This is a genomic window from Streptantibioticus ferralitis, assembly GCF_029223525.1.
Lineage (GTDB): Bacteria > Actinomycetota > Actinomycetes > Streptomycetales > Streptomycetaceae > Streptantibioticus_A > Streptantibioticus_A ferralitis.
Genome location: NZ_JARHTQ010000038.1, coordinates 1 through 13,250, shown reverse-complemented (window position 1 = coordinate 13,250; position 13,250 = coordinate 1). Strand labels below are relative to the sequence as shown.

14 protein-coding genes are annotated in these 13,250 nt (G+C 71.4%); 11 read left to right on the top strand and 3 right to left on the bottom strand.

All coding sequences use genetic code 11. The features are described 5' to 3' along the window. Nucleotides 1-79: 79 nt before the first annotated feature. From folP to P2L57_RS34620, 5 genes are all read left to right on the top strand, one after another. Nucleotides 80-934, top strand: coding sequence for a dihydropteroate synthase (gene folP, locus P2L57_RS34640; RefSeq protein ID WP_275821533.1), 855 nt, complete (start codon nt 80-82; stop codon nt 932-934). Continuing rightward, nucleotides 931-1,416 (top strand): nuclear transport factor 2 family protein, encoded by a 486-nt coding sequence (locus P2L57_RS34635; protein WP_275821531.1) that lies wholly within the window; start codon nt 931-933, stop codon nt 1,414-1,416. The genes folP and P2L57_RS34635 overlap by 4 nt, the downstream gene beginning before the upstream one ends. Before the next feature lie 327 nt (nt 1,417-1,743). Continuing rightward, on the top strand, nt 1,744-2,103 hold the full coding sequence (gene folB / locus P2L57_RS34630; RefSeq protein WP_275821529.1) for a dihydroneopterin aldolase: 360 nt from the start codon (nt 1,744-1,746) through the stop codon (nt 2,101-2,103). Next, entirely contained in the window at nt 2,100-2,690 is a 591-nt protein-coding gene (folK, locus tag P2L57_RS34625; protein ID WP_275821527.1) for a 2-amino-4-hydroxy-6-hydroxymethyldihydropteridine diphosphokinase, read from the top strand. Before folB ends, folK begins: the two co-directional genes overlap by 4 nt. Nucleotides 2,691-2,762: 72 nt before the next feature. Further along, on the top strand, nt 2,763-3,251 hold the full coding sequence (locus tag P2L57_RS34620; protein ID WP_275821525.1) for a DUF3180 domain-containing protein: 489 nt from the start codon (nt 2,763-2,765) through the stop codon (nt 3,249-3,251). 717 nt (nt 3,252-3,968) lie between these two features. Here P2L57_RS34620 and P2L57_RS34615 read toward each other — a convergent pair. After that, complete coding sequence (locus P2L57_RS34615; RefSeq protein ID WP_275821523.1) at nt 3,969-5,120, bottom strand: betaine/proline/choline family ABC transporter ATP-binding protein; 1,152 nt, start codon at nt 5,118-5,120, stop codon at nt 3,969-3,971. 293 nt (nt 5,121-5,413) lie between these two features. On the opposite strand from P2L57_RS34615, the gene P2L57_RS34610 reads away from it, so the two are divergent. From P2L57_RS34610 to P2L57_RS34595, 4 genes are all read left to right on the top strand, one after another. After that, nucleotides 5,414-6,136 (top strand): ABC transporter permease, encoded by a 723-nt coding sequence (locus tag P2L57_RS34610; protein ID WP_275821521.1) that lies wholly within the window; start codon nt 5,414-5,416, stop codon nt 6,134-6,136. Further along, on the top strand, nt 6,136-6,861 hold the full coding sequence (locus P2L57_RS34605) for an ABC transporter permease (RefSeq protein ID WP_275821519.1): 726 nt from the start codon (nt 6,136-6,138) through the stop codon (nt 6,859-6,861). The genes P2L57_RS34610 and P2L57_RS34605 overlap by 1 nt, the downstream gene beginning before the upstream one ends. After that, nucleotides 6,858-7,835, top strand: a complete 978-nt coding sequence (locus P2L57_RS34600; RefSeq protein WP_275821623.1) for an ABC transporter substrate-binding protein — start codon at nt 6,858-6,860, stop codon at nt 7,833-7,835. The genes P2L57_RS34605 and P2L57_RS34600 overlap by 4 nt, the downstream gene beginning before the upstream one ends. A gap of 90 nt (nt 7,836-7,925) precedes the next feature. Continuing rightward, complete coding sequence (locus P2L57_RS34595; protein WP_275821517.1) at nt 7,926-8,888, top strand: hypothetical protein; 963 nt, start codon at nt 7,926-7,928, stop codon at nt 8,886-8,888. Nucleotides 8,889-8,902: 14 nt separating this feature from the next. Here the strand turns inward: P2L57_RS34595 and P2L57_RS34590 are convergent, their stop codons facing one another. Continuing rightward, nucleotides 8,903-10,045 carry an NADH-quinone oxidoreductase subunit D gene (locus P2L57_RS34590; RefSeq protein WP_275821515.1) on the bottom strand — a complete coding sequence of 381 codons (1,143 nt, stop codon included), beginning with the start codon at nt 10,043-10,045 and terminating at the stop codon, nt 8,903-8,905. 12 nt (nt 10,046-10,057) lie between these two features. Then, nucleotides 10,058-11,110 (bottom strand): SAM-dependent methyltransferase, encoded by a 1,053-nt coding sequence (locus tag P2L57_RS34585; RefSeq protein WP_372516050.1) that lies wholly within the window; start codon nt 11,108-11,110, stop codon nt 10,058-10,060. An 84-nt stretch (nt 11,111-11,194) separates the two neighbouring features. Here P2L57_RS34585 and P2L57_RS34580 point away from each other — a divergent pair, with 84 nt between their 5' ends. Next, nucleotides 11,195-12,373, top strand: a complete 1,179-nt coding sequence (locus tag P2L57_RS34580) for a sensor histidine kinase (RefSeq protein ID WP_275821511.1) — start codon at nt 11,195-11,197, stop codon at nt 12,371-12,373. Nucleotides 12,374-12,417: 44 nt separating this feature from the next. After that, a complete protein-coding gene (locus P2L57_RS34575; protein WP_275821509.1) occupies nt 12,418-13,104 on the top strand; it encodes a response regulator in 687 nt (228 codons plus the stop codon). Nucleotides 13,105-13,250: the final 146 nt, after the last annotated feature.

Here is a 13,250-nt window from a genome sequence, read left to right as displayed (position 1 = left end):
CCCACGTGGGAGACCGGCCCTACGCATGGGCCCCGCCGGGCCAACGGAGATCCGGCCGGTCAGGCCCTACGCTTTGGGCATGGTGAATGCACGAGGCCGGGTGGCCGGTCTGCCCGAATGGGACCGGTGCGCGGTGATGGGCGTGGTCAACGTCACGCCCGATTCGTTCTCCGACGGCGGTCTGTGGTTCGACCCCGAGCTCGCCGTCAAACACGGCCTCGACCTGATCGCCTCCGGTGCCGACCTGGTCGACGTCGGCGGTGAGTCGACCCGGCCGGGCGCTCAGCGTGTCGAGGAGGCCGAGGAACTGCGCAGGGTGATCCCGGTCGTACGGGAGCTGGCCGCCGCCGGGGCTGTGGTGAGCGTGGACACCATGCGGGCGTCGGTCGCCGAGCGGGCCGTCGAGGCCGGGGCGCGGATGGTCAACGACGTCAGCGGCGGCCTCGCCGACCCGGCGATGGTGCCGATGGCCGCCGCCGCCCGGATCCCGTTCGTGGTGATGCACTGGCGTGGCGCCAGCATCGACATGAACAGCCGGGCGGTTTACCGGGACGTCGCCACGGAAGTGGTGGGTGAACTGCGGCAGCGCCTTGACGCCGTGGTCGCGGCGGGTGTCGACCCGGAACGCATCGTGATCGACCCGGGACTCGGCTTCGCCAAGGAGGCCGAGCACGATCTGGTGCTGGTGGCGCATCTGGACCGGCTGCGTGAGCTGGGCCGGCCACTGCTGGTGGCGGCATCGCGCAAACGGTTCCTCGGGCGAGTGCTCGCCGGTGAGCAGGGCGATCCGCCGCCCGCGCGGGAGCGGGACGCGGCGACGGCCGCGGTCTCCGCGATCGCGGCCCGAGAGGGCGCCTGGGCGGTACGGGTCCACGACGTGCGGCCGACCGCGGACGCGGTGCGGGTGGCCAGGGCGATCGAGGGAGCCGGGTGACCACCGGGCGGGAAGACCAGCGGGAGGCGGTCGAGCGCGTCAACCAGGCCTTCTACGACGCCGTGGAGGGCGGCGACCTGCCCGCTCTGGAGGACATCCTGCTGGACGGCCCGCTGGCGGACTCGGTGACCGTGGTGCACCCGGGGTGGCCGGTGCTGCGCGGCCGCGGCCATGTGCTGCGCTCGTACGCACTGATCATGGCGAACACCGACTACATGCAGTTCTTCCTCACCGACGTCGAGGTGGCGGTGGCGGGCGACGCCGCGCTGGTCACCTGCAGCGAGAACATCCTCAGCGGCGGCCCCGCCCAGCCGGACGGCTCCGCGGGCGAGCTGGTCGGCGGTCTGGTGGTGGCCACGAATGTCTTCCGGCGCACCCGGCAGGGCTGGAAGCTGTGGTCGCACCACGGTTCCCCGGTCATGGCCGAGGGCACCGAGGACGAGGACGACGACGAGTACGGAGATGGTGCGACTGGCGTCTAGCGGTACGGCTGGTGTCCAAGAGGCGACCGATGGTCAGCCGGGGCATGTCGAGCCACCCGTTCGAGCCAAGAACTTCCCAAGGCAGGAGTGGCCGCCCAAGTGTCGGGTAAAGGCGCCTGCATGCGAGTTCGCCCAGGCGGTCTCCGCCAGGGCGAGGCGGCCCGAGAGGCGTTGGGCGGGACCCCGTCAGCACGGGTTGTCGGTGCTCGCAGGTAGATTCGATAGGTACCTTCGACTCGTGGCTCCGGCGTGGAGTCGCGAACCGGGCCGACCCGCACACGACCGGCGGACCCCCGTCTGTCCGACAACCAGCAGGAGTGATGTCTCGTGGATCGCGTCGCGCTAAGCGGCTTGAAGGGCCGCGGGCATCACGGGGTCTTCCCCGAGGAGCGGGAGAACGGCCAGGACTTCCTGGTGGACCTGGTGCTCGGACTCGACACGTCCCGCGCCGCGGCGGAGGACGACCTGACGAAGACCGTGCACTACGGCGTGGTGGCCGAAGAGGTGGTACGGGTCGTCGAAGGGGAGCCGGTCAACCTCATCGAGACGCTTGCCGAGCGCATCGCGAACCAGTGCCTGACGCACCAGCCGGTAGAAGAGGTCGAGGTGACCGTGCACAAGCCGCATGCCCCGATCACCGTTCCGTTTGACGACGTGACCATCACCATCCATAGGAGGCGCCCGTGAGTTCCGACCCCACCGTCCAGCCGGTACCCGCCTCCGTTGAGGAACGCGTCGATGCCGCTGACACCACCTTGCACAACCCCAAATGGGCGGTGGTCTCGCTCGGCAGCAACCTTGGCAACCGCCTGGAGACCCTCCAGGGCGCGATCGACGCCCTCGCCGACACCCCCGGTCTGCGGGTCAAGGCGGTCTCCCCGGTGTACGAGACCGAACCGTGGGGCGTTGAGCCGGGCAGTCAGCCCAACTACCTCAACGCCGTGGTGCTCGTGAAGACCACCCTCCCGCCGAGCTCGCTGCTGGAGCGGGCCCATGCGATCGAGGAGGCGTTCGTCCGGGTCCGGGACGAGCGCTGGGGCCCGCGCACCATTGACGTGGACATCGTCTCGTACCAGGACGTGGTGTCCAACGACCCGCTGCTCACCCTTCCGCATCCGCGGGCGCATGAGCGGGCCTTCGTTCTCGTACCGTGGCACGACGTGGACCCGGCGGCCGAGCTGCCGGGCCGTGGGCCGGTCGAGGAACTGCTGTCGCATGTGGGCCGTGAGGGCGTGACACCGCGCGGGGACGTGGAACTGCGCCTGCCGGAGTAGACGTTGCCTTGAGGCTTGGGGCGCCGTCCGGCCGGAGGCGCCGTGGGGCAGCGTTGTGATGAGGAGACCTTGTTGAAGCAGCTTCGGTTCCGGGTGCTGGTCGGGCTGTTCTTGCTGGCCGGAGTGCTGGGCTGGGCCGGTGCCCGGCTGTGGGACGCGGTGGGCACGCTGCCTGGCGTACCCGCCGCGGCGCCGATCGTGCTCGGGCTGATCGCCGTGGTGCTGGCGGCCGCAGCGCTGTCGCTGCGGGCCAGGCTGCGTGCCCAGCGCGAGCGGCGGCCGGGCGCCAAGGGCGTGGACCCGCTGCTGGCCGCCCGCGCGGTGGTCTTCGGGCATGCCAGTGCGCTGGTCGCCGCGCTGGTCGCCGGGCTCTACGGCGGCGTCGGGGTCTTCTTGCTGACCTCGCCGATGGACTCTCCCTCCCGCCGCGACCAGGCGCTGTACGCGGGCCTTTCGGTACTCACCGGCGCGGCGGTGTGCGCGGCGGCGATGTTCCTCGAGCGCGTCTGCCGCCTCCCCGACGACGAGAACAACGGCCCCACCCCGGCCCGCCCCCGCTAACACGAGCCCGCGCCCTCGCCCCCGGCCGCCCCCGGGCGCGCGGCCGCTGACACCCATCCCGGCGGACCGGGGCGCGAGGCGCTGACACGGACCCCGGCCGACCCGGGCACGAGCCCGCGCCCGTACAGCCCCCGGGGTGCGAGGCTGCTGACACCCCGCCGCCCGGCTCGGGCGCGAAAGCCGCTGCCGCTCACCCTGCCCGGCCGCCCCGGGCGCGAATCTGGCTGAGGCTCACCCCGGCCGCCCCCGGGCGCGCGGCCGCTGACACCCACCCCGGCGGACCGGGGCGCGAGGCGCTGACACGCACCCCGGCCGCCCCCGGGCACGAGCCCGCGCCCGTACAGCCCCCGGGGTGCGAGGCTGCTGACACCCCGCCGCCCGGCTCGGGCGCGAAAGCCGCTGCCGCTTACCCTGCCCGGCCGCCCCGGGCGCGAATCTGGCTGAGGCTCACCCCGGCCGCCCCCGGGCGCGCGGCCGCTGACACCCACCCCGGCGGACCGGGGCGCGAGGCCGCTGCCGTCCACCGTGCCCGGCCGCGCCCCGGGCGCGATGCCCCCGCCCCCGGGCGCGATGCCCCCCGCCCGCGGGCGGAGACCTACAGCACCCCCGCCAACGGCAAGATCACCCCCCGGGAACCTCCGCCAACGGCAGCTCACCCCCCGGGGAACCCCCGCCAACGGCAGCTCACCCCCCGGGGAACCCCCGCCAAGGGCAAGATCACGCCCCAGGAACCGCGTCCAGCGGGACCTCTCCCCGCTCAACATCCCGCAAATCCGCCCCGATGGACCGCCGTAGAGCGGAATGCAGCCGCCCCGGGGTGAGCACCCCAAGAAAGTGGTCGCCGTCAAGGACGGCGATCCACCCCGCATCGTGCTGCAGCATCGCGCTGAACGCCTGCTTGAGGCTGGACCCGACGGGAAGCCACGCCTCCATACGACGCGCGTGATCGCGCACCGCCCCGTCGCCGAGCGCGTCGGCGGCGACCCAGCCGTGCAGCGTGCCCTCGCCGTCGAGCACCACGGCCCACCGGGCGCCTTCGTCGGCCAGCCGTCCGGCGGCCTCCCGCGCGCCGTCGCCCAGCCTTACGACCGGCGGCTGTTCGAGGTCACCGGATTCGATCAGGGTGACCGAGAGCCGCTTCAGACCCCGGTCGGAGCCCACGAAGTCGGCGACGTAAGGCGTCGCCGGAGCACCCAGCACGGTCGCGGGCGTGTCGAACTGCTCGATCCGCCCGCTGCCGTAGACGGCGATGCGGTCGCCGAGCCGTACCGCCTCCTCGATGTCATGGGTGACGAACAGAATGGTCTTGCGGACCTGCTCCTGGAGGCGGAGGAATTCGGACTGCAGGTGTTCGCGGACCACCGGGTCCACGGCGCCGAAGGGCTCGTCCATCAGCAGCACGGGCGGATCCGCGGCGAGCGCGCGGGCCACTCCGACACGCTGCCGCTGGCCGCCGGAGAGCTGGTCGGGATAGCGCTCGCCGTGCACGGCGGGGTCGAGCCCGACCAGGTCGAGGAGTTCGGCGGCGCGCTCGCGGGCCTTGCGGCGCGGCCAGCCGAGCAGATGCGGGACGGTCGCGGTGTTCTCCAGCACGGTCTTGTGCGGGAACAGGCCGACCTGCTGGATGACGTATCCGATCCGGCGGCGCAGCGCCACCGGATCGAGGCTGGATATGTCGTCATCGCCCAGGAAGATCCGGCCCTCGGTCGGTTCTATGAGGCGGTTGACCATCTTCATGGTGGTGGTCTTGCCACAGCCGGACGGGCCGACGAGCGTGACCAGTTCGCCCTCGGCGACCTCGAACGACAGGTCGTCCACGGCGGTGGTGCCGTCCGGGTAGCTCTTGGTGACGTGCTCGAATCGGATCATGCGTCCTCGTTGGTCGCCTCTTGGTCGCCGCGATGGCCGGTGGCCTCGACCGTACCCCGCACCGCTGACATTGCACGCGGGTTGTGAAGGCGGTGTTACCGCCATGTGGCGGCCGAGGGCGATTGTCAGTGCCGCGGGTTAGGGTCGTTCCGACATCGAATGCGAACGCGGGGAAGAGAACGAGGCATCGAGCGAGGACAGGACGTCGAGCGAGGACACGGCGTCCGGCGAGTACCAGGCTTCGCATGAGGCATTGGATTCGCGTCACGGGTTAGACGGGGGAGGTGAGCGAGATGGCCGGTTCTGACTGCTTGGCGGCCAACGACTGGATCTGCGGGGAGTATGTGCGCTCCCGCAGCCAGGAGTTGACCGACGCGACATTGCAACACCTGTGGATCACCGGCGCCTCGGTGGCGATCGGATTGCTGCTGGCGTTTCCGCTGGCGCTGGTCGCCCGGCGCTGGCGCCCGGCCGCCGGTCCCGTGCTGGGCTTCACCACGGTCCTGTACACGGTGCCGTCGCTGGCGATGTACTCACTGCTGCTGCCGGTCTTCGGGGTCTCGGCGGCGGTGGTGGTCACCGGCCTTGTGCTGTACTCGCTGACGATTCTGGTCCGCAACATACTGGCGGGCCTTGAGGCGGTCCCCGAGGACGCCCGGGAGGCGGCCCGCGGGATGGGGTACGGGCCGTTGCGGCTGCTGTTCGGCGTCGAGCTCCCGCTGGCGCTGCCCGCGGTGATGGCGGGGCTGCGGATCGCCACGGTCTCCGCGGTCTCGCTCACCACGGTCGGTGCCATCGTCGGCTACGGCGGCCTCGGCAACCTCATCTACGAGGGCATGAACAGCCTGTTCAAGGCCCAGGTGCTCACCGCGTCGGCGATCTGCGTGGTGCTGGCCATAGCCGCCGATCTGCTGCTGCTCGGCGTGCAGCGGCTGCTCACGCCATGGACGCGAGGGCGGACGAACGCGCGCGCCGCGCGCCGAATACGGATACGCGCCCGGAAGGCGGCTGTGTGATGGGGGCGGTCTCGGGGGCATGGACCTGGCTGGCCACCGGCGCCCACTGGGCCGGCGGGGACGGCGTATGGCACCGGCTGGGGGAGCATCTGTACCTCACGGTGGTCTGTCTGGCGATCAGCTGCGCCATCGCGCTGCCGCTCGGGCTGCTGCTGGGCCATCTCGGCCGTGGCGGCGCACTGGCGATCAACATCTCCAACGCCGGGCGCGCGGTGCCCACCTTCGCGGTGCTGGTGCTGCTGGTGCTCAGCCCGCTGGGACGGTACGGGCAGTGGCCGACGATCATCGCGCTGGTGCTGTTCGCCATACCGCCGCTGCTGACCAACGCGTATGTGGGAATGCGCGAGGTCGACCGGGATGTCGTGGAGTCGGCGCGCGGTATGGGGATGACCGGCGGCCAACTGCTGGCCCGGGTGGAACTCCCGTTGGCCTTCCCGCTGATCATGACCGGGGTGCGTACCGCCGCCGTGCAGGTGGTGGCGACCGCGACGCTCGCCGCGCTGCCGGGCGGCGGCGGCCTCGGGCGACTGATCACAGCCGGTTTCAACCGTTATGACACAGCGCAGGTGGTGGCGGGAGCGCTGCTGGTCGCCGTGCTCGCGTTGCTGGTCGAGGGTGCCTTCGTGGCCCTGTCGCGGCTCACCGACCCGCTGCGCCACCGGCGCCGCGCCCGTCGCCAATCTGTCAACTCCCGTGGACTGCCGAAGAGATGGGTAACCGAATGAACAAGGGTCTGCGCGGCATACGCGCCGTCGGCGCGGCCTCGGCCGTGGTGGTACTGGCCGTGGGACTGTCCGCCTGCGGTGGCGGCAGTCTGGAGCAGAAGGGCGGCGACCCGTCGGCCTCGGGCGGCTCCGGCGGCAAGGGCTCGCTGGTGATCGGCTCCGCCGGGTTCACCGAGAGCTCGGTCCTGGCACAGCTCTACGCGAAGGTGCTCAGCGACGCCGGATACTCCACGTCGGTCCAGACGCTGAACAACCGCGAGCTGTACGAACCCGCCCTGGAGAAGGGCCAGATCGATGTGGTCCCGGAGTACGCGGCGACGCTCGCGGAGTTCCTCAACGCCAAGGCGAACGGCCCGAAGGCGAAGCCCGTCGCCTCGTCCGATGTGAACGCCACCGTGGCCGCGTTGACCAAGCTCGCCGAGCCGCGCGGGCTGAAGGTGCTCAGCGCCGGCGGCGCGGTCGACCAGAACGCGTTCGCGGTGACCAGGACCTTCGCGGACCAACACCATCTGCAAACCCTGAGCGATCTGGGCGGGTCCAAGGCGCCGGTGAAGTTGGCGGCCGGCGACGAGTGCCCGGACCGGCCGTTCTGCGAGCCCGGACTGAAGCAGACCTACGGCATCGATGTGACCGGCATCGACCCCAAGGGCGTGGGCACCCCGCAGTCCAAGCAGGCGGTCAAGGACGCCACCGACCAACTGGTGCTGACCACAACGACCGATGCCACTCTTGACCAGTTCGGCCTGGTCCTGCTGCAGGACGACAAGAAGCTGCAGAACGCCGACAACGTGCTGCCGGTGGTGAACGCCAAGCACGCGGGTTCGCCGCAGATAGCCGAGGCGCTCGACAAGCTGACGAAGGCGCTGACCACCGCCGATCTGACCGCTCTCGACAAGCAGGTGGACGCGGAGCGGAAGAAGCCATCAGATGTCGCCACGGACTACCTCAAATCGAAGGGATTGATCAAGAGTTAAGCAAGATCAATCCGATATGTGACAGAACAGAACGGGATGAATCGGGCAGTCCCCTCCCACAAGCCCCTTTCGCACGCTAAGTTTCAAGCCATGCCACGTGGACGACACCGCCATTCACCGCCGCTGCACAGGCTCCTTCTCCCACTGACGGTCGCCGGGTCGGCAACGGCCCTCGCCGTCGGTGCCTGGTTCAGTCCCAGCGGTGATCATGCGGTGGTCCTCCGCGCGCTCGTCGCGGCGGCGGCCGCCGCCGCGTGCACCGGCGCGGTCCTGCTGCGCAGCTGGGACCGCGCCGCGGGCAAGCGGGTCGCAGAGCTGACCGCCGCCCGGGTACGGGACGAATGGCGTACCGACGAGCGCATAGCCGAGCTTGAGACCGATGTGGAGGAGTCCCGCGAGATCCGCCGTCGGCTGGAGAGCACACTGCGCGCCAAGCGCACCGAACTCTCCCGGCTGCGCGGTGAACACGCGGAACTGCTGCGGCGGTACGCGACCGCGGAGAGCGAGCGGGCCCGCGCCCTGGAAAGCCGCCGCAGGCTGGCGATCGAGGCGGCCGCCGCACCGCGCGCCATCACCTCCTCCACGGCATCCGACGGCAACCCGGTCAGCGCGTCCGCGTATCTGAAGGCCGCCAACGCGCTGCGCAACTTCGAGCGCAACGCTGCCCGTCAGCAGGCTGCGCAGCGGGCGGCGGCCAGCGAAGAGCGCGGCCAGGCCAAGGCCCTGGAGACCCGCGCCCGCCAGGACCCGGCGCCGCGGGCCCGCACCCAGGAGGACCACGCGCCGCTTCCCGAGCAGCCCCGCCTCGTCCCGGCGTCGGCCGCCGTACTCCCGTACGCCCAGGCCCGTAACGCGGTCGCCAAGCGTCCGCAGGGCGGCTTCGACTTCTTCGGAGTGCAGAAGACCCCGGCGGCGCGTGACCTCGCCGATGTGATCGGCGACGAGGCGTATGCCGAGCACGCGGCGGGCCAGGACGACGACCCCGAGGTCATCGACCTGACCGCGCACGACGAGACCGAGCAGATCGACGTACGGGCGCTGCGCGCCCAGTAGCCGGGCGTCGGCGGCTACTTGTCGATGTCGCCGACGACGAAGAACATCGAGCCGAGGATCGCCACCATGTCGGCGACCAGCGTGCCCGGCAGCAGTTCGGTCAGCGCCTGGATGTTGTTGTACGAGGCCGAGCGCAGCTTGAGCCGGTACGGGGTCTTGTCGCCCTTGGAGACCAGGTAGTAGCCGTTGATGCCGAGCGGGTTCTCGGTCCACGCGTAGGTGTGTCCCTCGGGGGCCTTGAGGACCTTCGGCAGCCGCTGGTTGATCGGCCCGGGCGGCAGTTCGGCGATCCGGTCCAGGCAGGCGTCCGCCAGGTCAAGGGAGTTGTGTGTCTGCTCCAGCAGGCACTCGAACCGCGCCAGGCAGTCGCCCTCGGTGCGGGTGGCGACGTTCAGGGTGTCCTGGAGCTCCCCGTACGCGAGGTAGGGCTCGTCGCGCCGCAGGTCGAAGTCCACGCCGGAGGCGCGGGCGATGGGTCCGCTGACCCCGTAGGCGTGCACCGTCTGCGGGGTCAGGACGCCGACGCCGCGGGTGCGACCGCGGAAGATCTCGTTGCCGAGGACGAGTCGGTCGAAGACGTCCATCCGGGAGCGCACGTCGGCCACCGCCTCGCGGGCCCGGCCCAGCCAGCCGTTCGGCAGGTCCTCCTTGAGGCCGCCGACCCGGTTGAACATGTAGTGCATCCGGCCGCCGGAGACCTCCTCCAGGATGTTCTGCAACTCCTCGCGCTCGCGGAACGCGTAGAAGACCGGGGTGATACCGCCCAGTTCGAGGGGGTATGAGCCGAGGAACATCAGATGGTTCAGCACCCGGTTCAACTCGGCGAGCAGGGTGCGCGTCCACACCGCGCGCTCCGGTACCTCCATGCCGAGCATCCGCTCGACGGCGATGACGACGCCGAGCTCGTTGCTGAACGCCGACAACCAGTCGTGCCGGTTGGCGAGCATGATGATCTGGCGGTAGTCGCGTGCCTCGAAGAGCTTCTCCGCGCCGCGGTGCATATAGCCGATGACGGGTTCGGCATGGCTGATCCGCTCTCCGTCGAGGATCAGCCGCAGCCGCAGTACGCCGTGCGTGGAGGGGTGCTGGGGGCCGATGTTGAGCACCATGTCGGTGCCTTCCGCGGCGCCGCCGATGCCGACCGTGGTCTCCGTCATGGGGACAGTCTCCTACGACGGCGTTCCGGCGGTGAAAACCGCCTCCGCCGGAATGCCGACCGGCCGCACCAGCCAGCGGAAGTCACCGAGCCCGCCCGGTGCGGTCAGTTCCGCGTCCTGCGTGGCCGCGGCCAGGGCACGGACGTAGCCCACCGGGTCGGTCGAGGCCAGGGCGAGGGGCGGGCGCCGGCCGCCGACCCCCAGGGCGCGCAGCGCGGACCGCTGGGACAGCAGCAGTTCCTGCGTCCCGCCGGACGCGGCGGCGCAGGCGTCCAGCGCCACATGCGAGGTCAGATCGCATGAGCCGTCCGGCACCGGATCGACCTCGCGCCCCGCCCGGAAGCCGGTCAACGTACCGAACGGCGGGCGGGTGTCCCGCTCGTGCGCGTAGTCCACGGCGACCGCCAGACCACGGGCCAGCGAACCGACCGCCTCGGCCCACGCCGCGTCCCGGGGCCGCCCGATCTCGGCGCGCGTGCCCGGCGCGCCCGCGATCGGCCACCACCGGTCAAGCCAGGCGGCGTCCGCTCCGGCCACCGGATCGCCCAGCCGCTCCGCTCCGTCCTCGGCGCGGACCAGAACGTAGCGGGGCGTACCGTGCCCGTCGGTCTCGGCCACCTCGACCGGGACGTTGTCCAGCCACTCGTTGGCGAACAGCAGCCCGGTCACGCCGCGCGGCGGTCCGGAGCACCACTGGATCCGCGGGTCCACGCCGTCCGGTCGTCCTGCGCGCTCGACCGCGTACAGCGTCAGCCGTCCCGCCAGCTTCGCGGGCACGCACTCCAGCACCCCGTGCAGCAGCTCCCCGCGCCCGGCGCCGATGTCCACCAGCGCCACCTCGCCGGGGCATCCCAGCGCCTTGTCGACCCTGTCGAGCAACTCCGTCACGGCGGCCGCGTACCGCGGCGACGCGTGTACGGACGTCGTGAAATGCCCGGCCGGGCCCTCGGGCCGCCGGAAGAACCCGTCCGGGCCGTACAGCGCACGCTCGGTGGCCTCCCGCCACCCCTGCCACCGCGTCGTCACCGCTCCACCGTAGGCGGTGACTCCGTGGCGACCGGCCATCCACCCTGCGGAGTAGCGGGTATCGCCCAGGATCGCTCTAGCGGTTGACCCCATCACGTATCACCCGTGCCTACGCTGGGTTACGTGCAGCGCCTCTACGACTTCTTCCGCAGACACCCGACGATGGTCGACGGCTTCTGGGCGTTCGTCCTGCTCGGGCTCTCGGCGCTGCAGATCGTTTCGCAGAGCAACGAGCTGGAGATTCCGCCCGCGGTGGCGCTCTCGCTGGTCGTGGCGTTGCGTCGGCGGGCGCCGGAGAAGATGCTGCTGCTCGCGATCGCCACCGGCATCGCACAGCTGGTCTTCCAGATCACCCCCACACCCGGCAACTTCGCGATGCTCGTCATCGTCTACACGGTCGCCTCGGTCGGCGCCCGGTGGGCCCGCAGGCTCGCGCTGCTCGGGTCGTTGAGCGCGGCGGGGCTGTACGAACTGCGCTGGCCGTCCGGTGCGGAGACCACCTGGGGGCATATGGTCACCGCCGTCTTCATGACCATCCCGTTCGCGCTCGCCTGGGTGATCGGCGACAGTCTGCGCACCCGGCGCGCGTACTACGCGCAGCTGGAGGAGCGCGCCGAGCGGCTGCAGCGGGAACGCGAGGCGCAGGCGAAGGCCGCCGTCGCCGCCGAGCGGGCCCGGATAGCCCGGGAACTGCACGATGTGGTGGCGCACAACGTCTCGGTGATGGTGGTGCAGGCCGACGGCGCCGCCTATGTGCTGGACGCCTCACCGGACCAGGCCAAGCAGGCGCTGTCCACCATCTCGCAGACCGGTCGCCTGGCACTCGCCGAGATGCGCCGACTGCTCGGACTGCTGCGCGCGTCGGACGACAGCGGTGGCGAGTACGTACCGCAGCCCGGCGTCGACCAGCTCGGCGACCTCATAGACCAGGTGCGCGGCGCGGGTCTGCCGGTGGACTTCGCCGTCGACGGCACACCGCGGCCGCTGTCCAGCGGCGTCGAGCTGACCGCGTACCGCATCGTGCAGGAGGCGCTGACCAACACCCGCAAGCACGGCGGCCCGGACGCCCGTGCGGCCGTCCACATCACCTACGGGGACTCCGAACTGCAGATGCTGATCGAGGACGACGGGCGCGGTGCGCAGCACGAGCTGTACGAGGAGGGCGGGGCGGACGGCCTCGGCCAGGGCCTGATCGGCATGCGGGAGCGCATCGCCATGGTCGGCGGCACGCTGGACACCGGGCCGCGGCCGGGCGGAGGCTTCCGGATCAGCGCAGCGCTGCCGCTCAAGCCCGGCCGCTGACGCTCCATCAGATTTGTCAACGCAGAGGGATGAGGGCTGAGGGAATGGCGATCCGGGTAATGCTCGTCGACGACCAGGTGCTGCTGCGCACCGGCTTCCGGATGGTGCTGCAGGCGCAGCCGGACATGGAGGTGGTCGCCGAGGCGGGGGACGGCGCGGAGGCGCTGGAGGTGCTGCGCACGGCCGACGTCGACGTGGTGCTGATGGACGTGCGCATGCCGAAGCTCGACGGGGTCGAGGCCACCCGCAGGATCTGCGGCAGCGCCGACCGCGACCCGGACCAGGACGGCCCGCGGGTGCTGATCCTCACCACCTTCGACCTGGACGAGTACGCGTTCGCCGCGCTCAAGGCCGGGGCCAGCGGTTTCATGCTCAAGGACGTGCCGCCCGGCGAACTGCTCGGCGCGATCCGCGCCGTCCACAGCGGCGACGCGGTCGTCGCCCCCAGCACCACCCGCCGCCTGCTGGACCGCTTCGCGCCCATGCTCCCGCCCAGCGGCGACCAGCCCACCAGCGCGGAGCTGTCCCGGCTCACCGAGCGCGAGCGCGAGGTGTTGCTGCTGGTGGCGCAGGGGCTGTCCAACGGGGAGATCGCCCAGCGGCTGGTGCTGTCGGAGGCGACGGTCAAGACGCACGTCGGCCGCATCCTGACCAAGCTGGACCTGCGGGACCGCGTCCAGGCGGTCGTCCTGGCGTACGAGACGGGACTCGTCCGGGCCGGGAGCGCGTAGCGGTTCGCCAGGGCTCCGCAACCCACCAAGCCGCAGCGCGCAGGAGACCGAAGGGGACGTGGCGGGGTGTCCCCGCAGGGTGGCGATCGAACTTCCCAGCAGGATCCGTTCCGGGTGCGGGGAGCCACCCGCGGAGACACCCCGCC